The organism is Kribbella sp. CA-253562 (assembly GCF_050942265.1).
Taxonomy (GTDB): domain Bacteria; phylum Actinomycetota; class Actinomycetes; order Propionibacteriales; family Kribbellaceae; genus Kribbella.
Window position 1 is genome coordinate 6,827,341 of record NZ_CP192049.1, and the last position, 25,657, is coordinate 6,852,997.

Consider the following 25,657-nt stretch of genomic DNA (forward strand, 5'->3'; position numbering starts at 1 on the left):
GAACGTCGGACTGCCCCGGTCGGCCGCGAACCAACCGGGGCCATCGCACGTCAACCAGTTCGTGACCCGGCGTCTGGAACCCGCGCCGGTCCCCCGAACGTTGGGAGCGGTATGCCGGTGAATCGTGGAGTGATCGTCGCTGTCGGGGCGATCGGCGCGCTCGCGCTGGCCGTCGGCGCGGCGATCTCCTGGGTCGGCGGGCAGGGCATCGGGCCGCTGATCCCGCCGCGGGAGCAGTGCGAGGCGACGGTGAACGGGACCACGGTCACGCTCGACCTCGAGCAGGCGCAGTGGGCCGCGGTGATCACCGGCGTCGCCGTACGGCGTGGACTGCCGCCGCGCGCGGCCACGATCGCGCTCGCCACGGCGTACCAGGAGTCCGGGCTGCGCAACGTGGCACACGGCGACCGCGACTCGCTGGGGTTGTTCCAGCAGCGACCGTCGATGGGCTGGGGCACGCCCGCGCAGGTCCAGGACCCGCACTACGCGGCCTCGAAGTTCTACGACGCGCTGGTGAAGATCAAGAACTACCAGCAGCTCGCGGTGACGGTCGCCGCAGACCGGGTCCAGCGCAGCGCCTTCCCGAACGCGTACGCCGACCACGAGGCCGACGCCCGGATCCTGGCCTCGGCGCTGACCGGCCAGTCGAAGGCGGCGTTCAGCTGCACGCTGGACAACCCGACCGGCTCGCTGGAGACGATCGGTGCGAACGGTCTGACCCCGCGGGCCGAGGCGGTGCGCAGGGACCTGGCCAAGACGTTCGGCAAGCTCTCCACCGGTGGGTACGCCGCCGGTGGGATCCGCTCGGGTCACATGGAGGGTTCGGCGCACTACGACGGGCGAGCGGTCGACATCTTCGTCAAGCCGATCTCGCCGGCGAACACCACCCGCGGATGGGCGCTCGCGCAGTACCTGGTCGCGCAGGCGGACCGGCTGAAGATCAAGACCGTGATCTTCAGCGACAAGATCTGGACCGCGGGCGGGCGCTCGGACAGCGGCTGGCGCGACTACCAGGCGCCGGACCGGCCGGGGAACCGGGACACGTTGCGGCACCTGGACCACGTGCATGTCGACGTGGTCGACGAATAGGTGAGGTCGCGGTGAGTTCGGCGACGAGGCCTCGGCGAGCTTCGGGCTTCGCAAGGCCGAGCGGGTGGTGAGCCTCGCGGACGTGCTGCGCGCGCGTCCCTGGCCGGGCCTCGCGCTGGTCGAGTACGTGCCGCCGCACGAGAACGAACGAGCAACCCGCTGAACCGCGACCCGCCGGCGACCCAACTGAGCGCCGTACGACAACCTGTAGACACGACGAACCACCGTCCCCGCAGCGGGTGACGGTGGTTCGTGGGGGACCGATTACTCGTCGTGCTCCTGCGGGGGCAGGGCCGCGATGAACGGGTGGTCCTTGTCGATCTTGCCGAGCTTCGACGCGCCGCCGGGCGAGCCGAGGTCGTTGAAGAAGTCGACGTTCGCCGTGTAGTAGTCCTTCCACTGCTCCGGCGTGTCGTCCTCGTAGTAGATCGCCTCGACCGGGCAGACCGGCTCGCACGCTCCGCAGTCGACGCACTCGTCGGGGTGGATGTAGAGCATCCGGTTGCCCTCGTAGATGCAGTCGACCGGGCACTCCTCGACGCACGCGAGGTCCTTGAGGTCAACACACGGCTGCGCGATGACGTAAGTCACTGGTACTCCTCCTATGGCCAGCAAGCGCAGCGGTCTGGGAAATGCTGCGGTGCGGTAGTGCTCGGTTCTCTAGTATCACGGTAGTACCCCGCCCACTCTGCCAGGAGTCCGCATCGTGTCAGGCGTCAGTCCCCGTGATATCGGCCACCGTGTCGTGGTCCGCCACCGGCTGGACGGCGGCCAGGCGACCGACGTCATCGGAGTGCTGGAGTCGTACGACGCGGAGACCCTCGTGGTCCGTCATGCCGACAGTACGCCGTACCGGATCCGCCAGACAGCGGTGGTCGCGGCCAAACCGATCCCCCCGATGCCGCTGCGCCGGGTGGACGTCGAGCAACTCTTCCTGACCACGGCGCTCGGTCGCCCGGCCGTGGAGACCCAGTACGTCGGCGAGTGGCTGCTCCGGGCGTCCGGCGGCTGGACCGGCCGGGGTAACTCGGTGCTGCCCGCCGGTGACCCGGGGCTGCCGTTCAGCGACGCCGCGAAGCAGGCGGAGGCGTTCTACCAGGAGCGGGGGCTGCCGCCGCTGGTACTGGTGCGGTTGGGCAGTCCGGAGGCCGAGGAGTTCCGCCGTCACGGCTGGACCGATGCGAGGCCGGAGCAGGCGGACCCCCTGGTGCTGCACACGACCCTGGACCACGTGAACGGCGTACCGGCGTACGAGGTGCTGGTGTCGGACCGGCCGGACGCGGAGTGGTACGAGGCGGCCTTCGAGGGCCCGGTGCCTGCTGCGGCGCCCACTGTGATGGAGGGCGCCCCGCGGGCCGGGTTCGCCTCGGTGGAGCTGGACGGGCGCATCGTGGCCGTCGGGCGTGGCTCGATGACCGGTCACTGGCTGGGTGTCGACGCTGTCCGGGTCGCGCCGGCGTACCGGCGTCGGGGGCTGGCGACGGCGGTGCTGCAAGGCCTGGCGCGCTGGGCCGGGCCCCTGGGCGGCCGGCGGACCTATCTGGAGGTCGTCGAGGACAACGCGGGGGCTCTGGCCACCTACACCGGTCTCGGCTACGTCGAGGCGTACCGCTACCGCTATCTGACCAAGCGATAGGACGCACCGACGCCGACCAGGCTCAGCGCCACGAAGCCCGCCAGTACGACGCTGAGCGCGTACTGCGGATCGGTGCTCAGGCCGGAGTAGACGGCTCCGGCCACCGCGACGCCGAAGGCTCCTGCCAGCTGGGCGTTGGTCGCGACCACTCCGGACAGGTCAGCGGCGTACTGCGTGGGCATGCTCGAGGTGATCCCGCCGATGAGGGTGTTGGCGCTGACTCCGAGGCCGAAGCCTCCGATCCCCAGGAGGGCGAACAGGAGCGGGCCCGACGTTCCGCCACCGAGCAGGTAGACCAGGACGGCCAGGTAGCCCGTCCCCAGGACCGCACAGCCGAGTACAGGAAGCCAGCGGATCCCCTCGGGCACTCTCGGCAGCAGCGGGCCCGCGATACCGAACGCGGCGACCCAGACGACCATGGCCAGGCCGGAGTACGCCGGGCTCTTGCCCAGGCCCTGCTGGAGGTAGAGGGCCAGGACGAAGAGCAGCGCGAAGTACGAGCCGGTGGTGGCGCCGTGAGCGAGCAGTCCGGCTCGGACTCTCGGGTTGCGCAGGACCTGGCGGGCGATCAGGGGGCGGCCGCCCGATCCGGCGACGCGGCGTTCGCCGTACTCGAAGAGGGCGAGCATGGGCAGGCTGAGGGCCAGGCAGATCCACGACCAGGCCGGCCAGCCGCGCTCGGAGCCGAGCAGGAGCGGCACGATCACCAGCAGGACGGTGGCCGACAGGGTGACGACTCCCCTCGCGTCCAGTGGCTGCTTGACGCCGCGGGCGGAGTCGAGGTGGCGCAGGCCCGCGACGGTGAGGGCGATGCCGATCGGGACGTTGACGAGGAAGATCGGCCGCCAGCTGGTGCCGAAGAGGTCGGCGGAGATCAGGACCCCGCCGAGGACCTGGCCGGCGACGGCACCGCCGGACAGGGCGATCGAGAACCAGCCGAGAGCTTTCACGCGCTCTCGGCCGGCGTACGAGAGCTGGATGCCGCTGAGGACCTGCGGGACCATCAGCGCGGCTCCGGCGCCCTGGACGAACCGGGCCACCGTCAGCGTGCGGACGTCGGGAGCGAGGCCGCAGGCCAGGGAGGCGAGCGTGAAGAGCTGCAGGCCGGTGAGGAAGACCCGGCGATAGCCGAGCGACGAGCCGAGGCGCGCGCCGGTGACCAGCAGGACGGCGAAGGCGACGACGTACGCGGACACGACGAGGGCAGCCTGGCCCTCGGTCGCGTTGAGGTCGGCCTGGAGGGCTGGTGCGGCGATGTTGGCGACCGCGGTGTCGACGTTCGCCATGAACTGGCCGGTGAGCAGGACCGCGAGCATCGTGCCGCGGCTGTGGTGTGTGGTGGTCCGCACGGTCACCCCTTCGGTGTCGGGGGTGGAACGGGCCCGGCCGCTGGCGTGTGAGGGCAGCGGCGTACGCGGGCGATCGCCTATCGTCGGGCGCATGGCGGATCACGTGGCCGAGCGGCCGGAGTATCCCGGGGACTACGAGGGAACCGTGCGGGTCGAGTACACGCCGCACCCGGACGACGGGGTCGCGGATCCGGGCGAGGTGGTGTGGACCTGGGTGCCGTTCGAGGAGGACCACCAGCGAGGCAAGGACCGGCCGGTGCTGGTGGTCGGCTCGGACGGGCCGTATCTGCTGGCGCTGATCCTGACCAGCAAGGACCATGACCGCGACGCCGCCGACGAGGCCCGGTGGGGGCGCGTGTGGCTGGACATCGGCAGTGGGCCGTGGGACAAGGACGGCCGCAACAGCGAGGTCCGGCTGGATCGGGTCCTGCGGGTGACGCCGTCGGAGGTACGGCGCGAGGGAGCCGTCATCGGTGAGGTCCTCTTCCACCAGATCGCCGAGGAACTGCACCAACTCCACAGCGCCTGACACGACGAAGGCCGCCTGGAGCGATCCAGGCGGCCTTCGTCGTGGACTGAGTTCAGCTGGGCGGGCGGGTGGTCGTGGACGGCTTGCCCTGGCCCGGGGTGGGCGGAGTGTCCGGCGTGTTCGGCGGGGGCGTGGTGCCCGGCTTCGGGCCGCAGCGGATGTCGTCGGCGGCGTTGTAGTTCGTGGTGAACGACTCGGTCTTGACCCGCTGGCCGTTCTTCGCGAAGTAGCGGTAGATCTTGATGTCGAAGCCGCCGGTCGGCGCCTGCGGGCGGCAGCCGGGCTCCTGGCTGTAGACCAGGCCGGGGGCGCGGAAGTTGTAGCGCGCGGACTGGCCCGCGGTGATGTCCCAGACCTTGGTGCCCCAGATCTTCACCGTGATGCTGCCCTGGTTGCCCGGCGTGGAGGCGGTGAACAGCGTCTGCACGAACACCCCGTGGCCGGAGTCGTTCTTGAACTTCAGGTCCACCGACGGCCAGGCCACGGTCGCCTCGCGGCCGACCGGGTAGCGGCTGATGTAGACGCTGTGCGCTTTGTGCTCGACGTCCTTCAGGCCGGCGAAGAACGCCGCGTTGAACGTGGTGGTCGCCGACTGGGATACACCGCCACCGAGGTCCAGCACGAACTTGCCGCCGTTGATGATGTTGCCCTCGGTGAAGCCGTTCTCCTTGGTCCGCTCACCGACGATCTTGTTCAGGCTGAACGTCTCGTCCGGCTTGAGCAGGGTGCCGTTGATCTTGCGGGCCGCCGTACCGATGTTGACGTTGCGGTACTCGGCGTGCGGGAACTTGGTGGTGAACTGCCCCATCACCTCCTTGATCCCGAGCGCCTGCGCGGCCTCGGTGGTCAGCTCGGCCTTGGTCTTGGCCAGGCCGACCGCCGCCTTGCGCTCGCCTTCGGGCTTGGGCAGCACCGACAGGATGGCCGGCACGACCTTGTCCCGCGCGACGACCTCGCCGTCGACCGCGGGCACCACCTGCGGCTTGCCGCCGACGATCTGGATGCTCGCGTCCTTGGGCAGCGTCTCCAGGTCCTTGAACCGCTTCTTGAACAGCGGCTCGAGCTTCTTCGCGTCCAGGCTCGGGGTGAACTTGCCGTCCTTGGCGACCAGCTTGAGCGCCGGGGCCAGCTCGGCCGGGGTCAGGTTCACGCCCTTGTCACCGACGGTGAGCCGGATCGGGCCCGACATCGCCGGCTCGGCGTACTCCTTCATCGCCTTGCTGATCGCCTCGGTCCCGGCCTGCGGCTTGGTCACGCTGACCGGCAGGTCCTTGGGGTTGCCGTCGGACGGGAAACCGGACACCACGGTCTCGGTCGCCTTGGCGTTGTCGAGCTGCAGCCCGTCGGCCGGCGCGTGCTGCACGGCCTTGGCGTCGGGGAAGGTGATCGTGCCCTCGGTGGCCGGGCGGTTGACCTGCTGGGCCAGCCGCTCGACGGCCGCCTTCAGCTTGCCCTCGTCGCGGGTGACCACCGGCTCGACCGCGTCACCGCCGGTCATCACCTGCCACATCCGCGCCGGGTTCAGGCTGCGGCCCGCACCGGCCTCGGCGACGGTCGCGTCCACGTCGAGGCTGAGCCCGGCGTCGCCCGGCTTCACCTGGTACGTCGACCCGCCGGCCTTGAGCTTGATCGGCACCGTGAGCCGGTCCTTGATCCCCGCCTGCAACTTCGCCTTGGCGTCGCCCTCGGACAGACCGCCGAGGTCGATGCCGAGCACCGTCGTGTTGCTCGGCACCTTGTCGCCGGTCAGCGCGAACGCCACGCCGTACCCGACGACGAGCACTCCGAACCCGGCCGCGGCGATGATCCCCGCGAGCTGTTTTCTCCCCACCGGACAGAGTCCTCCTGCTCGAACCAGACGACAGACGGCATATCCTACGCGACCGGGCACGCCGGTTCCGCCGTCGGATCTGCCCCCTGATGCCCCTAGCTGCCCCTAGTTGCCCCGGAGGTCCCGGTACTGCCCCGCGTAGTAGATCAAAGCGCCGGGGTCATCCCCGGTCCCCAAGCTGAGCACTTCACCCACCACGATCGTGTGGTCGCCGCCGTCGTAGGTCGCCCAGGTCCGGCACTCCAGCCACGACAGCGCCCCGGCGATCACCGGACAGCCGGTTTTCGGTCCGGGCACCGTGTCGATCCCGTCGAACTGGCTGTACAGGTCCCGCCCCGAGCGGGCGAAACGCTCCGCCACCGCCTGGTCACCGGCCGCCAGCACGGACACCGCCCAATCGCCGCGTGACAGCACCGCCTCGTGCATCCGCACGCCCTTGTCCACGCACACCAGCACCAGCGGCGGCTCCAGCGACACCGAGGTGAACGCGTTCGCGGTCATCGCGTGCGCGACACCGCCCTGCAGCGTGCTCATGATCGTGATGCCGGAGGCGAACCGCCCCAGCACCGCACGGAACTCCTCCGGCACGACACTGCGACTGGAGTCCGGGGTCACCACAGCAGCCTAAGACCCGCCGATGGCTGACGTCTCAACCCACTGTGTGGCTCCGGTCACTCACAACCCGGCGAACAGGTCCGTCTCCAGGCCGTCGGGGCCCGGCGCCGCGGTGCCCTTGACCAGGCGGTAGGCCTCGTCGCCCCAGATCTCCAGGCCGTTGTTGTTGGACAGCGCGAAGAACGGCCCGTCGACGGTGATCTGGGTGGCGTGCGCCTTCATCGCGTTCATCTTGCGGTCCAGGTAGCCCTCGGCCGACACGACGCAGTCGATCAGGCGGTCCGGCGTGATCATCGGGGGCATCGGGCCGTCGGGGTCCATGCCCTCGAACGTGGTGGTGTCGCCGGACTCGCGCAGGTGCCGCAGGCTCTCGCGCATCGGGGTCTCGGCGATCGCCGTCCAGTAGATCTTGGCGACGTCCCAGGCCGGGCCGAGGTCCTCGCGGTACGAGCGAGCCGCGGCCAGGGAGGCGGCGTACGTCGCGACGCGGTGGGCCTGGATGTGGTCGGGGTGACCGTAGTTGCCCCACTCGTCGTAGGTGACCAGGACCTGCGGGCGGATCTCGCGGATGATCTGGACCAGGTCGTTGGCCGCGGTGACCAGATCGGCCCGCCAGAAGCTGTCCGGCCGGGTGTCCGGCGGCACGGCGGCGTTGCCGGACTCGTCGTAGATCATCCCGGTGTCCCGGTACCGCCCGGGGCCGCCGAGGAAGCGGTGGTCGGTGACGCCGAGCTCCTGCATCGCGGCGGCCAGCTCACCGATCCGGTGCTGGCCGAGGGCGTCGGTCTGGTCGGCGGCCAGGTGCGCGAGCTCCGGCACGAGCACCTCCCCCTCCTCCCCGAGGGTGCAGGTGACCAGCGTGACGTGGGCCCCTTCGGCCACGTACTTCGCCATCGTGGCGCCGTTGTTGATCGTCTCGTCGTCGGGATGGGCGTGCACCAGCAACAGCCGGCGGTCAGCAAGGTCGCTCATGCGGTCAGCCTACGTCGGGCTCCGGACAGTTCCGGGCGACGGAGGCCGACCGCCGGGGCCGGGCCGCCACCACCAGATCGCGACCCGTCACCGGCCGGTCTCAGCCGAAGCGGCGGACCAGCAGACACCCGGCCTGGAACCGCGACCGCGCCCCCAGCCCGGCGATCAGCGCGCTGATCTCCGACCGGACGGTACGCAGTGACAGGCCGAGCTGCCGCGCGATCGCGGCGTCCTTGGCGCCGGTCGCCATCAACCGGCCGATCGTCACCTGCCGGGTGGTCAGCTCCTTGGCCGCGGACGGTGCCTGCCGCCGCGATCCGAGCTCGTACACCTCGCAGACCACCTCCGGCGCGAAATCCTCCATTCGCACCACAGGGACAGCCTGGTAAACGGACATCCGTATCTCCTCCCCAGATCGGTCCAGCGCAGCTCATTCTTCTGCCGGTCCAGACCGCTCACCAGGTACAACCCATACAGTTCACCCATACAAAGTGCCGATCGTGAGGGGTGAGGCGAGCGTGGAGTCGCAGTTCGCGGCGCTGCTGCGCCGGCATCGGACGGCGGCCGGCCTCACCCAGGACGAGCTGTCGACGGTGTCCGGGATCAGCGTGCAGGCCATCAGCACCCTGGAGCGCGGGACCCGCAAATACCCGCAGCCGGCCACTGTCCGCGCCCTGGCGAACGCTCTGCGCCTGGACCAGGACCAGCAGGCCGCACTGGTCGCCGCGGCCTCCCGCCGCGGCCAGACCGACCGTCTGCCGCCGGCCGAGCCTGCTCTCCCGGCGGTCTCACCGCGGCAGTTGCCGTTCGCCAGTGGTGACTTCACCGGCCGGGTCCAGGAGCTGGCCGAACTGAGCCGGTACCTGATCGACAGCCCGGGTGTGAGTGTCACGGCGATCACCGGCATGGGCGGCATCGGGAAGACCACTCTGGCCATTCACGTGGCCCACGAGGTGGCCGCTCACTTCCCGGACGGCCAGCTGTACCTGGACCTGCGCGGGTTCGGGCTGGGTCCGCCCCTGGACCCTCTGGAGGCTCTCACCTACCTGCTGGAGGACCTGGGCGAGACTCCAGCCGCCGACCTCCCGACTGCCTCTGCCCGCTTCCGTACGGCGCTCGCCGAGCGTCGGCTCGTCCTCCTGCTCGACAACGCCGCTGACCACGAGCAGGTACGGCACCTGCTCCCCGGAGCGGGTGCCTGCGCCGCTGTCGTGACGAGCCGCCGCAGCATGGCCGGGCTCGGCGGTCGCCACTACCAGCTGGGCGAGCCACCCCTGCACGAGTCGATCGAGATGCTGCGCCGCATCTCCGGCCGTCCCGACGCCCCGGAGGACGAGTGCGCCGAGGTCGTCCGGCAGTGCGGCGGTCTGCCGCTCGCCATCCGGATGGCCGGCGCTCGCCTGGCGTCCAGGCCGTCCTGGCCGGTCGCGCACCTGGCTGACCGGCTCGCCGACGGCCGGCGCAGGCTGGACGAGCTCCAGCTCGACGACTCCGGCGTACGGGCGACGCTGGTGCTCTCGATCGAGCAGCTGGCCGGCAGCGACGACCCGATCGACGTACAGGCGGTCTCCATGTTCGCGCTGCTCGGTCTGGCCGAGTGCCCGAACCTGACGTCCGCGCTGGCCGCTTCGTTGTCGGACAGTCCCGAGCCGGAGGCGGAGATCGTGCTGGAGCGGCTGGTGGACGTCCACCTGCTGACCACTCCCGCACCGAGGGTGTACCGGCTGCACGACCTGGTACGGGTCGCCGCCCGGGAGTTCGCCGAGCAGACGCTCTCCCGCGAGGACCGGCTGGCCGCGACAACGCGCTGGATCAAGCGGATCTCGGCCGTCGTCTGGCGAGCCAGCGAGTACGCCGGGCACGGGGTGACCCGCGAACGCTGGCTCGACCAGGAGTGGCTGAAGGGCGCCGACGACCTGCTGACCCAGGAGGACGTGCTCAGCTGGCTGGACGCCGAGCGCTCCGGCCTGGTCACCACCATCCAGCATGCGGCGACCGAGCAGCCGGAGCTCGCCGTACAGGTGGCCATCGGTCTCAACGCGTACTACGCCCTTCGCCGCGCGTGGCTCGACTGGCTACAGGTCAACGAAGCCGTACTCCGCCTGGTCAGCGGCGGTCCCGACCGGGTCGCCGAGGGTCTCGTCCTGCACGACCTGGGCGCTGCCCACGCCGAGCTGGACCAGTACCAGCAGGCGGTAACGCCGCTGCGCCGGGCGATCGAGGCAGCGGACGCGTCCGGCGACGGCAACCTCCAGGCGCTCTGTCTGAGCAGCCTCAGCCACGTCCTCGAACGCACCGGCCGCACCGCCGACGGCATCCCGTACGCCGAACGCGCGCGCGAGATCGGCCTGCGCCTGGGCATCCCGCCGCGCGCGGCGTGGGCCTGCCTGGCGCTCGGCATGCTCTACCTGAAGACCGGCGCCACCGAGACCGCCCAGCGCCACTTCGCCGAAGCCCTCGACCTGCTGGTCGAGCCCGGTCAGGAGCGCTACCGCGGCATGATCGCCCAGAACATCGGCGTCTCCTACCGCGAGGCCGGCCGGTACGACCTGGCCGCCGACAACCTCCAGCAGAGCCTGGACCTCTACCGCCGGGCCGGCGCCGCCGTACAGCAGGCGGAGGTTCTCAACGAGCTGGGCAAGTTGCGCCTGGCCCAGGGCGATCTCGACGCGGCCGTCGCGCACCAGAGCGAGGGCCTGGCGATCGCCGGCCAGTACGGCGACTGGCTGTGCGAGGCCGACATCCGCAAATCCCTCGGCGAGGTCCGGAGCCTGCAGGGCCGGCTTCCGGAGGCCCGGCGCGAGTGGCGGATCGCCCTGTCCATCCGCGAGCAGCACAACGCCCACGGCACCGCCGAACTGCGCGAACTGCTCGGCATCTCCTAGGCCTGAATCCGCCGGGAACGTGCCAGGGGCGGCACCGGTGGTCCGGTGCCGCCCCTGGGTTCAGCTAGTTGCTACCTGCTCGAGATCAGCCGACCTTCTTCAGGGCGATCTTGGTCAGGTCCGGCAGACCACCGACGTCGGAGTTGGCGGTCGCGCCGGTGATGTTGCCACCGAAGACGTAGACGTTGTTGTCCGCCGAGATCGGGATCAACGGGAACGTCTTCATCGCCTCGTCCAGAACGTCGGCCCACGCGGTGGCGGCCTCCTTCTGGTCCGCGATCGTCGGGATCTCGTTCATCCGGTCCCAGCCGACCGGCGAGCGGCTGTAGTTGTTCTGCGCCGCCTTGCCCGGCGCCGAGTTGTCCGGTCCGAGGACCGACGGAACGATCGTCGACAGCGACGGCCAGTCGTAGCACCAGCCGGCGGTGATCAGGTCCGTCGCCGACGCGTCGTTCTGCTGCGTCGAGTAGTAGTTGTCACCCGGGATCTTCTTGATGTCGACGTTGACACCGATCTTCTTCCAGGCGGCCTGAGCGGCTTCCGCGGCCTTGATCGAGATGTCGGTCGCGTCGGACGCACCCAGCTGCAGCTTCTCGCCCTTGTAACCGGCCTCGGCCAGCGCGGCCTTGGCCTTCTCGATGTCGCCGGTCAGCGGCACCTCGAACGCGGTGTTCTTCCGGTAGCCCTCGAGGCTCTCCGGCACGATCGAGTCGATCGGGACGTTCAGCTTGTCGCCACCGCGGGCGGTCATGTACGCGGTCTTGTCGAAGGCGTAGGTCAGCGCCTCCCGCAGCTTCTGGTTCTTCAGCAGCGGCTTCTGCTGGTTGAACGCGATGTAGCGAGTGCAGGTGTCCCGGCCCTCGACGACCCGGTCCTTGACGTTGGCCTGGGTCAGCTTGGCCAGGTTCTGCGGCTGGACGCCGGAGAAGCTGATCGCGTTGGCGTCCGGGCCGGTGCCGGCGATCAGGCGCTGGTCGACAATCGCCTCGTCGTCGCCGAACTTGAACTCGAAGCCGTCCGGCATCGCGGTACGGATCGGGTCGGTGGCCTGGTCCCAGTTGGTGTTGCGCTCCAGCACCAGCGTCTTGTTGCGGGTGTAGGTCTTGATCTTGTACGGGCCGGAGGACCACACCCGGTTGTCGTACTGGGTCTTGGTGTCCTTGGCCTGCGGCACCGGCGCGAAGATCTTCATCGACGCGGTCATGTCGAACTCCGAGACCGCCTGGTTCAGCTTGAAGACGATCGTCTTGTCGTCCGGAACCGTGATCGCGGTGCAGCCCTTGCCGCCGTTGTTGCCGGCCGGCGTGTACGGACCCGCGTAACCCTTGCAGTCCAGGTAGTTCTTGCCGTACGGCGCACCTTCGGACAGGTCGGCGGAGAACGAACGCTCGACGTTGTACTTGATGTCCTTGGTCGTGATCGGGGAGCCGTCCTCGTACTTCAGGCCGTCCTTCAGCGTGAAGGTCCAGGTCTTGAAGTCGGGCGACTTCTCCCACTTGTCGGCGAGGTCACCGACCAGCTCGACCTTCTTGGTCTCGCCGTCCCACTTGAACGCGGTCAGCGTGCGGTAGAGGAGCTGACCGGCCATACCGGTGTCGGTAACGAACGCGCGAGCCGGGTCCAGGTGCTCGAAGTCCGAAGCGTGGTAAACGGTGACGATTCCACCCTTCGCCCCCTGCTCCGAGCTCTCGCCGCCGGCGCCGTCATCGTTGTTGTTTCCCCCGCCGCATGCCGCCAGCGTGAGGGTCAGGGCCAGACCCGTGGCGATCACGGATCCGGCGCGCTTGGCGTGTCTCATGCCATCCTTCTTTCTGTTTCCTCCATCGGGACGCCGGGTCACGGCTGCCCTGGTGACTGGAATGCCGGTCATCTACTCATGACCTCGACATCTCTTCAACGGTTCTTCGGGGCCGTCACCGGATCGTGACGACTTCCACGCGATACAGAGACCGTTTGTAACCGTCTGTGTCTGTCAGACGACGTCGCGTTCCTCCGGGAAGTGACAGGCGGCCGAGTGGCCGGGGGCTCCGATCTGGACCAGTGGCGGCTCCTGCTCGGCGCAAACGTCCTGCGCCTTCCAGCAGCGAGTGCGGAACCGGCACCCGGTCGGCGGATTCAGGGGGCTGGGCACGTCACCGGTCAGCCGGATCCGCTCGCGGCGCTTGACCGCGTCGGGATCGGGCTCGGGAACGGCCGACAGCAGGGCGTGGGTGTAGGGGTGCCGGGAGTGGTTGTACAACTCGTCCCGGGCCGCGATCTCGACGATCTTGCCCAGGTACATCACCGCCACCCGGTCGGAGATGTGCCGGACCACCGACAGGTCGTGCGCGACGAACAGGTAGGTCAGGTCGAACTCGTCCTGCAGGTCGTCCAGCAGGTTCACCACCTGGGCCTGGATCGACACGTCGAGCGCCGACACCGGCTCGTCGCAGACGATCAGCTTCGGCCGCAGCGCCAGCGCGCGGGCGATGCCGATCCGCTGCCGCTGACCGCCGGAGAACTCGTGCGGATAGCGGTTGTAGTGCTCGGGGTTCAGGCCCACCCGGGCCATCAGGTCCTGGACCGCCTTCTTGGTGCCGCCCTCGGACTTGATGCCCTGGATGTCGAACGGCGCGGCGATGATCGTGCCGACCGTCTGCCGCGGGTTCAGCGAGGAGAACGGGTCCTGGAAGATGATCTGCACGTCGCGCCGGAACGGCCGCATCTGGCGCCGGTTCAGGTGCGTGATGTCCGCACCCTGGAAGGTGATCTTGCCGCCGGTCGGCTCGTCCAGGCGGGTGACGAGCCGCCCGGTGGTCGACTTGCCGCAGCCGGACTCGCCGACCAGACCGAGCGTCTCACCGGCGATCAGCTGGAAGTCGATCCCGTCGACCGCCTTGACCGCGCCGGTCTGGCGCTGGAAGACGATGCCCTGGGTGACCGGGAAGTGCCGCTGCAGGCCCTCGACCTCGAGCAGCACCTCGCCGCGGACCGGGCTGGTGCGCCCGGAGAACGCCGTCGCCCGCCCGGTCGACTTCGGGATGGAGGTGGTGGTCACGTCGTCTCCTCGACTGGCCAGGCTCACAGGGCCGGCTTGATCTGCTCGGTGAACAACCGCTGCCGCTCCGGGCTCGGGATGTGGCAGCGGGCCGCGTGCGGGGTGGCGCCGATCTGCAGCAGTTCCGGTACCTCGGTGACGCAGGCGTCGCCGGGCACCTTGTCGCGGAAGTCGCAGCGCGGGTGGAACGGGCAGCCGGTCGGCAGGTTGATCAGCGAGGGCGGTGCGCCCTTGATCGACTTCAGCCGGTCGCCGCCGCCGGTGATCCGCGGGATCGAGCCCAGCAGGCCCCAGGTGTAGGGGTGCTCGGGCCGGTAGAAGATGTCGCGGACGTCGCCGGCCTCGACCACCCGGCCGCCGTACATCACCACGAGCTTCTGGGCCATCTGGGCGACCACGCCCAGGTCGTGGGTGATGATGATGATCGCGGAGTTGAACTCCTTCTGCAGATCGTTCATCAGGTCCAGGATCTGGGCCTGCACGGTGACGTCGAGCGCGGTGGTCGGCTCGTCGGCGATCAGCAGCCGTGGGTCGCACATCAGCGCCATCGCGATCATCGCGCGCTGCCGCATCCCGCCGGAGAACTGGTGCGGGTAGTCGTGGTAGCGGCTGGCCGGCGACGGGATGCCGACCCGGTCCAGCATGTCGACCGCCCGCTTCTTGGCGACCGCCTTGGACACGTCGTTGTGCACCAGGTACGCCTCGACCAACTGGTCGCCGATCCGGTAGAAGGGATGCATCGCCGACAGCGGGTCCTGGAAGATCATCGAGAGCTTGTTGCCGCGCAGCCGGCGCATCTCCTCGACGCGCATCGAGACCAGCTCGTCGCCGTCCAGCCAGATCTCACCCTCGACCTGGGCCCGGCTGCCCTTGTGCAGGCCCATGATCGCCAGGCTGGTGACGCTCTTGCCCGAGCCGGACTCGCCGACGATGCCGAGCGTCTCACCGGGCGCGAGCGAGAAGCTCAGCCCGTTGACCGCGCGGACCAGGCCGTCGTCGGTGGGGAAGCGCACGTGCAGGTCGCGGACCTCGAGGAACGCGCTGGCGTCCCGCGCGCCGGACGGCCGCGCCGGCTCGGTGGATGCGGTCGTGCTCACAGTGTCGGCTCCATCCGGATGCTGGGGTCGGTGCTGTTCACGTGCCTGCTCATGAGAGCCGGACCCGGGGGTCGATGAAGGCGTACAGCACGTCGACCACGATGTTGGCGAAGACCACGAAGAACGCGGCGACCAGGACGACGCCCATCACCACCGGCAGGTCGTTGCCGAGCACCGAGTCGATCGACAGCTTGCCCAGGCCCTGGATGCTGAAGATCCGCTCGGTGATCACCGCACCGCCGAGCAGGGCGCCCAGGTCGAGTCCGAAGATCGTCACGATCGGGGTCAGGGCGGCGCGCAGGCCGTGCTTGAAGACCACCTGCCGCTCGCCCAGGCCCTTGGCCCGGGCGGTGCGGATGAAGTCCTCGTTCATCGTGTCGATCATGTTGGCCCGGGTGAGCCGCGTGTAGAGGGCGGCGTTCACCAGCGCCAGCGTCACCCAGGGCAGGATGTAGAACTGGAAGAACGGCACCAGCCCGGCCGACGGACTGGAGTTCGCCTGGTCCGGATAGGGCAGCACTCCGCCCTTCACGATGAAAACGAACACCAGCAGATAGCCCAGGACCAGCGTTGGGAACGAAACACCGAACAACGCCAATCCGACACTGAGTTTGTCGAGCCACTTGCCCTTGCGTAGTGCCGCCAGCAACCCCAGCAGCACGCCGGAGACCAGCCAGAGGACGGCGGCCCCGGTGGCCAGCCAGAACGTCGGGCCGATCGCGTCGGCGATCGAGTCGGTGACCTGCAGACCGTTCTGCAGCGAACGATCCAGGCACGGCCACGAGCAGTGCTCCTGGGAACCCTCGGTGCCGAGCTCGCGCCCGCTCGGGTTGACCAGGCCGCTCATGTACCGGCCGTACTGCACGATCAGCGGGTCGTCGAACCCGTACGACGCGTTGACCTCGGCGATCCGCTCGGTGTTGCAGTCCTTGCCACAGATCAGCAAGGCCGGGTTGGCGGGCGTCGCCCAGAAGAGGAAGAAGGTGATCGCACTGATCGCGAACAGGATCAGCACCATCTGCAGCAGACGGCGGACGATGTAGTTGAACACGGCTTCGGTCAGCTCCGTCCGGCTCGCGGGTCGAGCGCGTCGCGCACCGAGTCACCCAACAGGTTGAAGGCGAGCACTGTGATGAACAGCATCGCGCCAGGGAAGAAGAGGTAGAGCGGGTTGCCCTCGTACCAGTTCGAGGCGTCGGAGATCATCCGGCCCCAGGACGCGGTCGGCTCCTTGACGCCGACGCCGAGGAAGGACAGCGCGGCCTCGGCGGTGATGTAGGTCGGGATGATCAGCGTCGCGTAGACCAGCAGGGTCGGGATCAGGTTCGGCAGGATCTGCCGGAAGATCACGTAGCCCGGGCCGGCGCCGAGGGATCGGGCCGCGTCGATGAACTCGCGCTCGCGGATCGACAGCGTCTGGCCGCGCACGATCCGGGCCAGGTAGGCCCAGCCGAAGAAGCCGAGCACGAAGATCAGCACGCCCATCCGCAGGGTGTTGTTGTCCGGGATGCCGAAGGTGGACTGGGCCCGGTCGGCGATCACCGGCGTCAGCGCCAGGATGAACAGCAGAGTCGGGAAGCTGAGCAGGATGTCCATCACCCGGCTGAGCACCGCGTCGACCCAGCCGCGGAAGTAGCCGGCCACCATGCCGACGACGGTGCCGAGTACGACCGCGACGACGGTTCCACCGAGGGCGACCAGCAGCGACGCGCGGGCGCCGTACACGAGCCGGGCGAACACGTCGCGGCCGTTCTGCGGCTCGACGCCGAGCCAGTGCTCGGAGCTCATCCCGCTGCCGAACAGACCACCGGCGGGGATACCGCCCAGCGAGTTGTCCAGCAGGTCGTTGCCGTTGCTGTCCTTGAAGTTGGGCTGGTCCGGCGGGAAGCCGGAGATCTTCACGATCAGCGGCGCCAGCACTGCCATCGCGATGATCAGCAGGATGATGATCGCGCTGATCAGTGCGACCTTGTCCTTCTTCAGCCGGGCCCAGGCGATCTGCCCGAGCGAGCGGCCTTCGATCTGCTTCGCCTCGGCCGTCTCGGCGATGTGATCAGCGGGGAGTCCGCCGTCGGGCGGGGAAGCTTCGGTTGCTCCCAGAGTCATGTGTTTCCCCAAGCCTTCCCGGTCGAGCGAAATGTCTTTCGCGGCCTGGCCGGAACCCTACAAATCTCGCAGTGTGGACGCCACGGGACGGGCCAGCCTGTCGCTGAATCGTGACTGATCACTCAGCAGCCACCAGTCGGTCACGCAGCGTGGCGAGAAACGGCTGGTCCGCGGGCAGCCAGTTGAGAGTTCGCAGGTCAGCGGCGCGCACCCAGCGGATCTCGGCGTGCTCGCGCAGGGTCGGTGACCAGTCGTGACCGGCCAGTTCGGCCAGGTAGACGCGCAAGACGTATTTGTCCCCAATGGGTTGTTCACCGTCCAGCGCTGAACCGACGGTGATCCGCACGCCGAGTTCCTCCTCGATCTCGCGGACGGCGGCGGCCTGGTCGGACTCCCCCGGCTCGACCTTGCCGCCCGGAAACTCCCACCCGCCCTCGGCGCCCGGCCGCAACGCGGCCAGCACCCGCCCGTCGTTCACGATCGCCACTCCGACGACCACCTGTCTGTTCATGGGGTGACTGTGCCAGCCGATCCGGGATCCGTGGCCAGGGCGCGCACAAACAGGACACAGCGGCCGGAATCGCGTTGTACTGAAGGCGGGACACGTCCCTTTACTCCACCTCGGGCGCGGTCGGCAAGAAAGGGCAACCTAACTAGAAACACGCCGTACCGACGGGTCTTCCGTTGTGCGCCGAGCGGGGGCAAAGTGTGCCCATACTGACAGCGACAAAACCATTACTGGAGTCGGAATGGGCGACGGCAGCAGCAGCGTGGCCGCTGTGCAGCGCGCACTCGAAGCGTTGCACGGGTGCGTCGGCAAGCTCAGCCAGGAGTACGGCGACACCCTCGGCATCCGCCGGCTGGTGTCCGACGTGGCCCGGTTGAGCGACGACCTCGCGGAGCTCGGCCCGCCCGACCCACGGCACAGAACCGGACCAGTTCCGGAGGAACTCGAGGAGATCCCCGACGTGGAGTATGACGCGTCCATGTGGACAGGCGCGGAGCACGAAGGCTTCGGAGCACCGGACCGGCGCGCGCCCTGATGTCCATTGGTGTGAACAGTCCCGGTCGTGCGTCGATCGGGCAGAAGACGTTGCGGACCGACCGCTGGTGGCTGGCGCCGCTGCGGATCGGCGTGATCCTGGCCTTCTTCGTCGTCTACGCGACGGTCCGGATCTTCATGAACAAGTGGTACTGGGTCGACGCGCACCACTACCTCACTCCCCTGTACTCGCCCTGTATCACCGAGTCGTGCGTGCCGGGATCGAGTCACCTGGGCACCTGGTTCGGCGAGTTCCCGCGGGTGATCCCGTTCAGCATCATCACCTTCGCGGTGCTGGCCGGGTTCCGCGGGACTTGTTACTACTACCGCAAGGCCGGCTACCGCTCGCTGTTCTTCGCGCCGGCGGCCTGCGCCGTACCGGAGCCGCACAAGAGCTACACCGGTGAGCGCAAGTTCCCGCTGGTCGCGCTGAACCTGCACCGCTACTTCTTCTACGGCGCGCTGATCTTCGGCGTGCTCAACGTGTACGACGGGGTGCTCGCCTTCCACGGCGAGGACGGCGGCTTCGGCATCGGCCTGGGCACGCTGATCATCTGGATCAACCTGGTCTTCCTGTGGCTGTACACGTTGTCCTGCCACGCCTGCCGGCACATCGTCGGCGGCCGGCTGAAGAACTTCTCCAAGCACCCGCTGCGCTACCGGTACTGGACCTTCGTGTCGAAGCTGAACCCCAAGCACGGCACGTTCGCGATGATCTCGCTGTTCACCGTGATCCTCACCGACTTCTACATCATGGCGCTGTCGGCCGGCTGGTTCTCCGACCTGCGCTTCATCAACTGATACGGACGTTGTGACCTTATGACTGAGCTGGAACGACACTCCTACGACGTCGTCGTGATCGGTGCCGGCGGCGCCGGGCTGCGGGCGGCGATCGAGGCCCGCGAGCAGGGCAAGCGCACCGCGATCGTGTGCAAGTCGCTGTTCGGCAAGGCGCACACCGTGATGGCCGAGGGCGGCTGCGCGGCGGCGATGGGCAACGCGAACTCCAACGACAACTGGCAGGTCCACTACCGCGACACGATGCGCGGCGGCAAGTTCCTGAACAACTGGCGGATGGCCGAACTGCACGCGCAGGAAGCCCCCGACCGGGTCTGGGAGCTGGAGACCTACGGCGCCCTGTTCGACCGTACGCCGGACGGCCGGATCAGCCAGCGCAACTTCGGCGGCCACTCCTACCCGCGGCTCGCGCACGTCGGCGACCGGACCGGGCTGGAGCTGATCCGCACCCTGCAGCAGAAGATCGTTTCCCTGCAGCAGGAGGACTTCCAGGCCACCGGCGACTACGAGGCCAACCTCAAGGTGTACGCCGAGTGCACGGTGACCGAGTTGCTCAAGGACGGCGACGCGATTTCCGGTGCCTTCGGCTACTGGCGTGAGTCGGGCCGGTTCATCCTGTTCGACGCGCCCGCGGTGATCCTGGCCACGGGCGGCGTCGGCAAGTCGTTCAAGGTCACCTCGAACTCCTGGGAGTACACCGGTGACGGGCATGCGCTGGCGATGCGGGCCGGCGCGACGCTGATCAACATGGAGTTCATCCAGTTCCACCCGACCGGCATGGTCTGGCCGCCGTCGGTGAAGGGCATCCTGGTCACCGAGTCGGTCCGCGGTGACGGCGGCGTGCTGCGCAACTCCGAGGGCAAGCGGTTCATGTTCGACTACGTGCCGGACGTGTTCCGGGCGCAGTACGCGGACACCGAGGAAGAGGCCGACCGCTGGTACAAGGACGCCGACAACAACCGGCGCCCACCGGAGCTGCTGCCTCGGGACGAGGTCGCCCGCGCGATCAACTCCGAGGTCAAGGCCGGTCGCGGTACGCCGCACGGCGGGGTCTTCCTGGACGTGTCGACGCGGCTGCCGGCCGAGGAGATCAAGCGCCGGCTGCCGTCGATGCACCACCAGTTCAAGGAGCTCGCCGACGTCGACATCACGGCCGAGCCGATGGAGGTCGGACCGACCTGTCACTACGTGATGGGTGGCGTCGAGGTCGATCCGGACACCGCGTCGTCCGTCGTACCAGGGCTGTTCGCGGCCGGGGAAGTTGCCGGCGGCATGCACGGCTCGAACCGGCTGGGCGGCAACTCGCTGTCCGACCTGCTGGTGTTCGGCCGGCGGGCCGGTATGGGCGCGGCGATGTACCTGGACTCGCTCGGTGCGAACCGGCCGAAGATCTCCGAGGCCGACATCGACGCGGCGGCGGCCGAGGCGCTGGCGCCGTTCGAGCTGGAGGGTGGCGAGAACCCGTACACCATCCACCAGGAACTGCAGCAGTCGATGAACGACCTGGTCGGCATCATCCGCAAGGCCGAGGAGATGGAGCAGGCGCTGTCGCGGCTGGCCGAATTCCGCGGCCGGATCGCGAAGATGACCGTCGAGGGGCACCGGCAGTTCAACCCGGGCTGGCACCTGGCGCTGGACCTGCGCAACATGCTGACCGTGTCGGAGTGCGTGGCCAAGGCGGCGCTGGAGCGCGAGGAGTCCCGCGGCGGTCACACCCGCGACGACTTCCCGGGCATGGACGCGGAGTGGCGCAAGCTGCTGCTGGTCTGCCGGCTGAACGCCGACGGCAGCGTGGACGTGTCGAAGAAGGATCAGATCCCGATGCGGGACGACCTGCTCGAGCTGTTCGAGCTGGACGAGCTGAAGAAGTACCTGACCGAGGAGGAATTGCCGGCATGACTCTGCTTTTGGCCGCGCCTCCGGCACGGCGGGTCATGAGGCCCAACTCCCGGCCTTCCCTCGTCGCTCCAGTCGCTTCGCTCCTTCCACTCCTCAGTCCAGGCCGGGAGGCCTCATGACGTACAAAGGCAAGTTCCGGGTCTGGCGGGGTGACGCCGAGGGCGGCGACCTGCAGGACTACGAGGTCGAGGTCAACGAGGGTGAGGTCGTGCTCGACGTCATCCACCGCCTGCAGGCCACGCAGACGCCGGATCTCGCGGTCCGGTGGAACTGCAAGGCCGGCAAGTGCGGTTCGTGCAGCGCGGAGATCAACGGCAAGCCGAAGCTGATGTGCATGTGCCGGATGAACACGTTCGCCGAGGACGAGGTCGTCACCGTCACGCCGATGCGCACGTTCCCGGTGCTGCGCGACCTGGTCACCGACGTGTCGTACAACTACACCAAGGCGCGTGAGGTGCCGGCCTTCACGCCGCCGGCCGACCTCAAGCCCGGTGAGTACCGGATGCAGCAGGTCGACGTCGAGCGCTCGCAGGAGTTCCGCAAGTGCATCGAGTGCTTCCTGTGCCAGGACACCTGCCACGTGATCCGTGACCACGAGGAGAACAAGGAGTCCTTCTCCGGCCCGCGGTTCCTGATGCGGATCGCCGAGCTGGACATGCACCCGCTGGACGCGGCCGACCGGCAGAAGGCGGCCCAGGAGGAGCACGGGCTCGGCTTCTGCAACATCACCAAGTGCTGCACCGAGGTCTGCCCCGAGCACATCAAGATCACCGACAACGCGCTGATCCCGATGAAGGAGCGCGTCGCCGACCGCAAGTACGACCCGATCGTCTGGCTCGGCAACAAGATCCGCCGCCGCGCCTGACCTGATCGACCGTGAACCGCCCCCGAGCCCGCCGGCTCGGGGGCGGTTCACTCTTGTGGGGGACCTTCTTCACCTGCGCGGGTGAGACATTCGCCACGTTGTCTCTTCTAGGGTGCTCGGCATGGACGTCCTGCTGATCGGTCTGGTCAACCTCGTCATCTTCATGGTGATCTTCGTGCCGGTGTCCCAACGCCTGCTCGGAGTGCGGTTCGGGCTGGGCCGGCTGGCGATCGGCGCGTTCCTCACGCTGGTGATCTTCAGCCCGGTGATGAACGCCCTGGTCGGCCCGCTGCCCTGGACCGGTTCGACCGGCGCCGCCGCGGCGTACCTGGGGCTGACCGCGATCTGCTCGATGCTCACCGGGCTGATCTTTCTCGTGTTGTCCGAGGCGCTCGTCCCGACCGGCTCGTTGCCGCGGGTGCGGGATCTGCGCCGCGACGTCGGCGGGCGGATCTCCCGCACCCGCCGGTACCTGCAGATCCTGCGCATCGCCGTACGCCGTGGTCTCGGCCCGTACCTGCGCGGCCGCCGTCGTCCCGGGCGCGAGGACGCCGCCGGTCAGGCCGACCTGGCCCGATCGCTGCGCCTGGCGCTGGACGAAGCCGGAGTCACGTTCGTCAAGCTCGGCCAGGTGCTGTCCACCCGCAGTGACGTGATCCCCGCGTCGGTCGCGGCCGAGCTCAGCCGCCTGCAGGACCAGGTCTCCCCCGCTCCCTGGCCGGAGGTCGAGCTGGCGCTCACCGAGGAGCTCGGCGCCCACCCGCACCAGATCTTCGCCGAGTTCAGCACCGAGCCGCTCGCCGCCGCGTCGGTCGCGCAGGTCTACACCGCCCGCCTGGCCGACACCGGCGCGGACGTCGTCGTGAAGGTCCAGCGCCCGGGCATCACCGCCCTGGTCCAGCGCGACCTCGACATCGTGCGCCGGCTGGCCCGGATGCTCGAGCGCAACACCGACTGGGGCCGGTCGATGGGTGTGCGCGCGCTGGCCGAGGGATTCGCCGACGCGATGATGGAGGAGCTCGACTTCACCGTCGAGGCGAGCAACATGGCCACCGTCGCGGCCGGCCGGGCGGTTGCCGCGAACGCCGACGTCGTCGTACCGGAGTTGTATCCGCGGTTGTCGACCCACCGGGTGCTCACCATGCAACGGCTCGACGGCGTCGGGCTGGGCAACGCGGCCGCCGTACTGGCCGAGCGGGGACAGGACGGCGCGCGGCTGGCGCGGGTGCTGTTCGACTGCTTGCTCAGCCAGGTCGCGATCGACGGCGTGTTCCACGCGGACCCGCACCCGGGCAATTTCATGTTGCTCGCCGACGGCCGGCTCGGCATGCTCGACCTCGGCTCGGTCGGCCGCCTCGATCCGTCCACGCGTGAGGCGTTGCAGCGGTTCCTGCTCGGCGTCGACCACGGTGACCCGGTCTCCGCCACGGACGCGCTGCTGGAGATCGTCGACCGGCCGGACGTCGTCGACGAGCACGCGCTCGAACGCGCGGTCGGCCAGTTCATGGCCCGGCATCTCGGTGCGGGCGCCGCGCTCGGTCCGGCCCTGTTCAACGACCTGTTCCGCATCATCACCGCACACGGGCTCGGCGTCCCGCCCGAGGTCGCGGCCGTCTTCCGCGCCCTGGCCACGATCGAGGGCACGATCTCGCGGCTGTCCCCCGGCTTCGACCTGATCGCCGCCTCCCGCCAGTTCGCCACCGCGCACGTGACGGACCGGCTCGCTCCCGACGCCCTCCGCCGTACGGCGACCGAGGAGCTCGCCACGCTGCTGCCGATGCTGCGCCGGCTCCCCCGCCGCATCGACCGGATCGCCGCGGCCGCAGAGTCGGGCCGGCTCGGCCTGAACGTCCGCCTGTTCGCCGACGAACGCGACCGGCGGCACGTCACCGCGATGCTGCACCAGGCGCTGCTCGCGATTCTCGGCGCGACCGCCGGTGTGATGGCCGTCCTCCTGCTCGGTACGCCGGGCGGCCCGCGGGTGACCGAGACGATGACGCTGTTCCAGCTGTTCGGCTACAACCTGCTGGTGATCTGCGCGGTTCTGGTCCTCCGGGTCCTGGTACTGATCTTCCGGCTGCCCGAGGCACAACGCACTTGACTTCAAGCGGGCTTGAGCATTGAGGATCGGGCGCATGTCTTCGGAGCAAGCAGTGCACGCCCCGCCCCGGTTGTTCGGCCGCGAGCACCTCGCGCTCGTGCTGGGCGTGGTCGGCCTGGTCACGCTGGCCGCGTTCGAGAACCGCGCGGTCGGTACGGCGCTGCCGACGATGGTGCGCGAGTTCGACGCGCTCGGCAGTTTCGGGCTCGCGAACGCGGCGCCGAACGCGTCGTACCTGGTGTCGCTCGCGATCGCCGGGTTGTGGGCGGACCGGCGCGGCCCGGTCGCCGCGTTGCGGGCGGGCGCGATCACGTTCGCGCTGGCGCAACTCCTGGTCGGTACGGCGCAGTCGATGCCGATGGTGATCGGCGGCCGGCTGCTGAGCGGCTTCGCCGAAGGACTGCTGGACGTCGCACTGATGGTCCTGGTCGCGCGAGCGCTTCCCGCTGCCCTGCGGCCGCGGATGTTCTCACTGTTCGCCGCGATGTGGATCCTGCCCTCGGTGGTCGGTCCGGTGCTGACCGGTCTGGTGACCGAGCAGGTCGGGTGGCGCTGGGTGTTCCTCGGCGCGTTGCTGCTGCTGGTCCCGAGCTGGCTCTGCCTGCGTCCGGCGCTGCGGATGCTGAGGACTCCGGCCGACGCGAGCGCCCCCGAGACGCCCACCACGACCGGTCCGGTCGATCCCGCTCCCGAGCGTGGCGCCGACGCGCGGGATTTGTTGCCCTGGGCACTCGCTGCCTCGGTGGCGCTCTTCGTTCTCAGCTGGGCCGGTGACCAACTCGAGGCGCATCCGACGACAGCCTGGGTGGCGATCCCGGTCAGCCTGCTCGTGCTCGGCGTCGCCGCCGTCCGGGTGATGCCGGCCGGCACGTTCGCCGCCCGGCGCGGCTTCCCAGCGGTCGTCGCCGTCCGCGGGCTCGGCGGTGCGGCGTTCGCCGGCGCCGGCGCTTACCTCCCCCTGCTCCTCACGCTGCTGCACGACTTCAGCCCGTCGCGCGCGGGCGTCACCTTGTCGATCACCGGCGTCAGCTGGGCGCTCGGCTCCTGGCTGCAAGGCCGCGACCACGGCCTCGCACGACTGACCGTCCTGCGCACCGGCCTGGCCTTGATGACCCTCGGCATCACCGGAACGTCGCTGCTGGCGTGGACCTCCACCACCTGGCCCGGCCTGATCTGCTGGGCGATCGCCGGCATCGGCATGGGCCTCAACTCGTCCAGCGTCTCGGTCCTCACCCTCGACCTGTCCGACGCGACGAACTCCGGCCGCAACAGCAGCGCCGCCCAGATGGCCGGCACGATGAGCATCGCCGCCGTCTTCGCACTCTTCGGCACTCTGCTCGCCGTCAACGCCGACCACCCGACCGGCTGGGTCTTCGGTGCCATCATCACCACGTCCGCCGCCCTGGCGCTGGCCGCCCTGCTCACCTCGGCCAGAGTGCCGCGCGGACAGCGCTAGAGTGTGCCGCATGGCTGAGCTGCTGACCGACGATCAGATCGACGCGGCGATCCGCGACCTGCTTCCGGAGTGGAAGGTGGCGGACAACGCGCTGGTGCGCAGCGTGCGGAAGGACAGCTTCCTGGACGGGATCCGGCTGGTGGCCACGGTCGCCCAGCTGGCCGAGTCGATGAACCACCACCCCGACATCGACATCCGCTACACCACGATCACCTTCCGCGTCTCCAGCCACGACGCCGGTGGCATCACCGACGACGACCTGGTGCTCGCCCGGCACATCGACACCGCGGCGGCCTGACGCCCCCGAACCGTCATGCGGTAGTTGCTCACCGGTCAACTAGATCGGCCGA

23 protein-coding genes are annotated in these 25,657 nt (G+C 69.2%); 11 read left to right on the forward strand and 12 right to left on the reverse strand.

The annotated features are described in order from the left end of the window. The first annotated feature begins 111 nt into the window (after positions 1–111). Positions 112–1,089, forward strand: coding sequence for a hypothetical protein (locus ACQPXM_RS32125; RefSeq protein ID WP_432940666.1), 978 nt, complete (start codon positions 112–114; stop codon positions 1,087–1,089). 264 nt (positions 1,090–1,353) lie between these two features. Here ACQPXM_RS32125 and fdxA read toward each other — a convergent pair whose 3' ends face one another. Beyond that, positions 1,354–1,680: a ferredoxin gene (gene fdxA, locus ACQPXM_RS32130; protein ID WP_012923087.1), complete on the reverse strand. Its 327-nt coding sequence runs from the start codon at positions 1,678–1,680 to the stop codon at positions 1,354–1,356. Positions 1,681–1,795: 115 nt separating this feature from the next. On the opposite strand from fdxA, the gene ACQPXM_RS32135 reads away from it, so the two are divergent. Further along, complete coding sequence (locus ACQPXM_RS32135; RefSeq protein ID WP_432940669.1) at positions 1,796–2,725, forward strand: GNAT family N-acetyltransferase; 930 nt, start codon at positions 1,796–1,798, stop codon at positions 2,723–2,725. Here the strand turns inward: ACQPXM_RS32135 and ACQPXM_RS32140 are convergent. After that, entirely contained in the window at positions 2,707–4,074 is a 1,368-nt protein-coding gene (locus tag ACQPXM_RS32140) for an MFS transporter (RefSeq protein ID WP_432940672.1), read from the reverse strand. The two genes, ACQPXM_RS32135 and ACQPXM_RS32140, sit on opposite strands and share 19 nt — an antisense overlap. 91 nt (positions 4,075–4,165) lie before the next feature. Here ACQPXM_RS32140 and ACQPXM_RS32145 point away from each other — a divergent pair, with 91 nt between their 5' ends. Beyond that, the gene (locus ACQPXM_RS32145; RefSeq protein ID WP_432940674.1) at positions 4,166–4,603 is read left to right on the forward strand and encodes a type II toxin-antitoxin system PemK/MazF family toxin; all 438 of its coding nucleotides are present in this window, start codon (positions 4,166–4,168) and stop codon (positions 4,601–4,603) included. Positions 4,604–4,655: 52 nt separating this feature from the next. On the opposite strand, the gene ACQPXM_RS32150 is transcribed toward ACQPXM_RS32145, so the two are convergent. The 4 genes from ACQPXM_RS32150 to ACQPXM_RS32165 all read right to left on the reverse strand — a co-directional run bounded on the left by ACQPXM_RS32150 (position 4,656) and on the right by ACQPXM_RS32165 (position 8,418). Next, on the reverse strand, positions 4,656–6,434 hold the full coding sequence (locus tag ACQPXM_RS32150) for a VanW family protein (RefSeq protein ID WP_432940676.1): 1,779 nt from the start codon (positions 6,432–6,434) through the stop codon (positions 4,656–4,658). A 105-nt stretch (positions 6,435–6,539) separates the two neighbouring features. After that, on the reverse strand, positions 6,540–7,049 hold the full coding sequence (locus ACQPXM_RS32155; protein WP_432940679.1) for a flavin reductase family protein: 510 nt from the start codon (positions 7,047–7,049) through the stop codon (positions 6,540–6,542). Between the two features lie 60 nt (positions 7,050–7,109). Further along, a complete protein-coding gene (mshB, locus tag ACQPXM_RS32160; protein WP_432940682.1) occupies positions 7,110–8,021 on the reverse strand; it encodes an N-acetyl-1-D-myo-inositol-2-amino-2-deoxy-alpha-D-glucopyranoside deacetylase in 912 nt (303 codons plus the stop codon). A 100-nt stretch (positions 8,022–8,121) separates the two neighbouring features. Next, positions 8,122–8,418: a response regulator transcription factor gene (locus ACQPXM_RS32165; protein ID WP_083750826.1), complete on the reverse strand. Its 297-nt coding sequence runs from the start codon at positions 8,416–8,418 to the stop codon at positions 8,122–8,124. Between the two features lie 103 nt (positions 8,419–8,521). On the opposite strand from ACQPXM_RS32165, the gene ACQPXM_RS32170 reads away from it, so the two are divergent. Continuing rightward, entirely contained in the window at positions 8,522–10,906 is a 2,385-nt protein-coding gene (locus tag ACQPXM_RS32170) for a tetratricopeptide repeat protein (protein WP_432940685.1), read from the forward strand. Between the two features lie 85 nt (positions 10,907–10,991). On the opposite strand, the gene ACQPXM_RS32175 is transcribed toward ACQPXM_RS32170, so the two are convergent. From ACQPXM_RS32175 to ACQPXM_RS32200, 6 genes are all read right to left on the reverse strand, one after another. Continuing rightward, complete coding sequence (locus ACQPXM_RS32175) at positions 10,992–12,704, reverse strand: ABC transporter substrate-binding protein (RefSeq protein WP_432940688.1); 1,713 nt, start codon at positions 12,702–12,704, stop codon at positions 10,992–10,994. Between the two features lie 174 nt (positions 12,705–12,878). Then, positions 12,879–13,943 carry an ABC transporter ATP-binding protein gene (locus ACQPXM_RS32180; protein ID WP_432940691.1) on the reverse strand — a complete coding sequence of 355 codons (1,065 nt, stop codon included), beginning with the start codon at positions 13,941–13,943 and terminating at the stop codon, positions 12,879–12,881. Positions 13,944–13,966: 23 nt separating this feature from the next. Beyond that, positions 13,967–15,040, reverse strand: a complete 1,074-nt coding sequence (locus ACQPXM_RS32185) for an ABC transporter ATP-binding protein (RefSeq protein ID WP_432940694.1) — start codon at positions 15,038–15,040, stop codon at positions 13,967–13,969. 49 nt (positions 15,041–15,089) lie between these two features. Continuing rightward, a complete protein-coding gene (locus ACQPXM_RS32190) occupies positions 15,090–16,091 on the reverse strand; it encodes an ABC transporter permease (protein WP_432940697.1) in 1,002 nt (333 codons plus the stop codon). Positions 16,092–16,099: 8 nt separating this feature from the next. Next, entirely contained in the window at positions 16,100–17,146 is a 1,047-nt protein-coding gene (locus ACQPXM_RS32195) for an ABC transporter permease (RefSeq protein WP_432940700.1), read from the reverse strand. Between the two features lie 118 nt (positions 17,147–17,264). Continuing rightward, positions 17,265–17,657, reverse strand: coding sequence for a (deoxy)nucleoside triphosphate pyrophosphohydrolase (locus tag ACQPXM_RS32200; protein WP_432940703.1), 393 nt, complete (start codon positions 17,655–17,657; stop codon positions 17,265–17,267). Positions 17,658–17,895: 238 nt separating this feature from the next. Between ACQPXM_RS32200 and ACQPXM_RS32205 the strand changes: the two genes are divergently transcribed. The 7 genes from ACQPXM_RS32205 (at position 17,896) to ACQPXM_RS32235 (ending at position 25,605) form a co-directional block, all read left to right on the forward strand. After that, entirely contained in the window at positions 17,896–18,189 is a 294-nt protein-coding gene (locus tag ACQPXM_RS32205; protein WP_432940705.1) for a hypothetical protein, read from the forward strand. Between the two features lie 11 nt (positions 18,190–18,200). Continuing rightward, positions 18,201–18,989, forward strand: a complete 789-nt coding sequence (locus ACQPXM_RS32210) for a hypothetical protein (protein ID WP_432940707.1) — start codon at positions 18,201–18,203, stop codon at positions 18,987–18,989. A gap of 18 nt (positions 18,990–19,007) precedes the next feature. Then, the gene (locus ACQPXM_RS32215; RefSeq protein ID WP_432940709.1) at positions 19,008–20,885 is read left to right on the forward strand and encodes a fumarate reductase/succinate dehydrogenase flavoprotein subunit; all 1,878 of its coding nucleotides are present in this window, start codon (positions 19,008–19,010) and stop codon (positions 20,883–20,885) included. A gap of 115 nt (positions 20,886–21,000) precedes the next feature. Continuing rightward, the gene (locus ACQPXM_RS32220; RefSeq protein WP_432940712.1) at positions 21,001–21,750 is read left to right on the forward strand and encodes a succinate dehydrogenase/fumarate reductase iron-sulfur subunit; all 750 of its coding nucleotides are present in this window, start codon (positions 21,001–21,003) and stop codon (positions 21,748–21,750) included. Positions 21,751–21,871: 121 nt separating this feature from the next. Further along, the gene (locus ACQPXM_RS32225) at positions 21,872–23,851 is read left to right on the forward strand and encodes an ABC1 kinase family protein (RefSeq protein ID WP_432940715.1); all 1,980 of its coding nucleotides are present in this window, start codon (positions 21,872–21,874) and stop codon (positions 23,849–23,851) included. A gap of 34 nt (positions 23,852–23,885) precedes the next feature. Next, positions 23,886–25,307: an MFS transporter gene (locus ACQPXM_RS32230; protein WP_432940717.1), complete on the forward strand. Its 1,422-nt coding sequence runs from the start codon at positions 23,886–23,888 to the stop codon at positions 25,305–25,307. Positions 25,308–25,317: 10 nt separating this feature from the next. After that, positions 25,318–25,605, forward strand: a complete 288-nt coding sequence (locus ACQPXM_RS32235; protein WP_432940720.1) for a 4a-hydroxytetrahydrobiopterin dehydratase — start codon at positions 25,318–25,320, stop codon at positions 25,603–25,605. Positions 25,606–25,657 lie beyond the last annotated feature (52 nt).

Excerpts from the sequence above, each read along its gene's own strand:
- ACQPXM_RS32195 (WP_432940700.1), bottom strand. The coding sequence starts at position 17,146 with ATGACTCTGGGAGCAACCGAAGCTTCCCCGCCCGACGGCGGACTCCCC.
- ACQPXM_RS32230 (WP_432940717.1), top strand. The coding sequence starts at position 23,886 with ATGTCTTCGGAGCAAGCAGTGCACGCCCCGCCCCGGTTGTTCGGCCGC.
- ACQPXM_RS32165 (WP_083750826.1), bottom strand. The coding sequence starts at position 8,418 with ATGTCCGTTTACCAGGCTGTCCCTGTGGTGCGAATGGAGGATTTCGCG.
- ACQPXM_RS32220 (WP_432940712.1), top strand. The coding sequence starts at position 21,001 with ATGACGTACAAAGGCAAGTTCCGGGTCTGGCGGGGTGACGCCGAGGGC.
- mshB (WP_432940682.1), bottom strand. The coding sequence starts at position 8,021 with ATGAGCGACCTTGCTGACCGCCGGCTGTTGCTGGTGCACGCCCATCCC.
- ACQPXM_RS32125 (WP_432940666.1), top strand. The coding sequence starts at position 112 with ATGCCGGTGAATCGTGGAGTGATCGTCGCTGTCGGGGCGATCGGCGCG.
- ACQPXM_RS32215 (WP_432940709.1), top strand. The coding sequence starts at position 19,008 with ATGACTGAGCTGGAACGACACTCCTACGACGTCGTCGTGATCGGTGCC.
- ACQPXM_RS32225 (WP_432940715.1), top strand. The coding sequence starts at position 21,872 with ATGGACGTCCTGCTGATCGGTCTGGTCAACCTCGTCATCTTCATGGTG.
- ACQPXM_RS32235 (WP_432940720.1), top strand. The coding sequence starts at position 25,318 with ATGGCTGAGCTGCTGACCGACGATCAGATCGACGCGGCGATCCGCGAC.
- ACQPXM_RS32145 (WP_432940674.1), top strand. The coding sequence starts at position 4,166 with ATGGCGGATCACGTGGCCGAGCGGCCGGAGTATCCCGGGGACTACGAG.
- ACQPXM_RS32200 (WP_432940703.1), bottom strand. The coding sequence starts at position 17,657 with ATGAACAGACAGGTGGTCGTCGGAGTGGCGATCGTGAACGACGGGCGG.
- ACQPXM_RS32205 (WP_432940705.1), top strand. The coding sequence starts at position 17,896 with ATGGGCGACGGCAGCAGCAGCGTGGCCGCTGTGCAGCGCGCACTCGAA.
- ACQPXM_RS32175 (WP_432940688.1), bottom strand. The coding sequence starts at position 12,704 with ATGAGACACGCCAAGCGCGCCGGATCCGTGATCGCCACGGGTCTGGCC.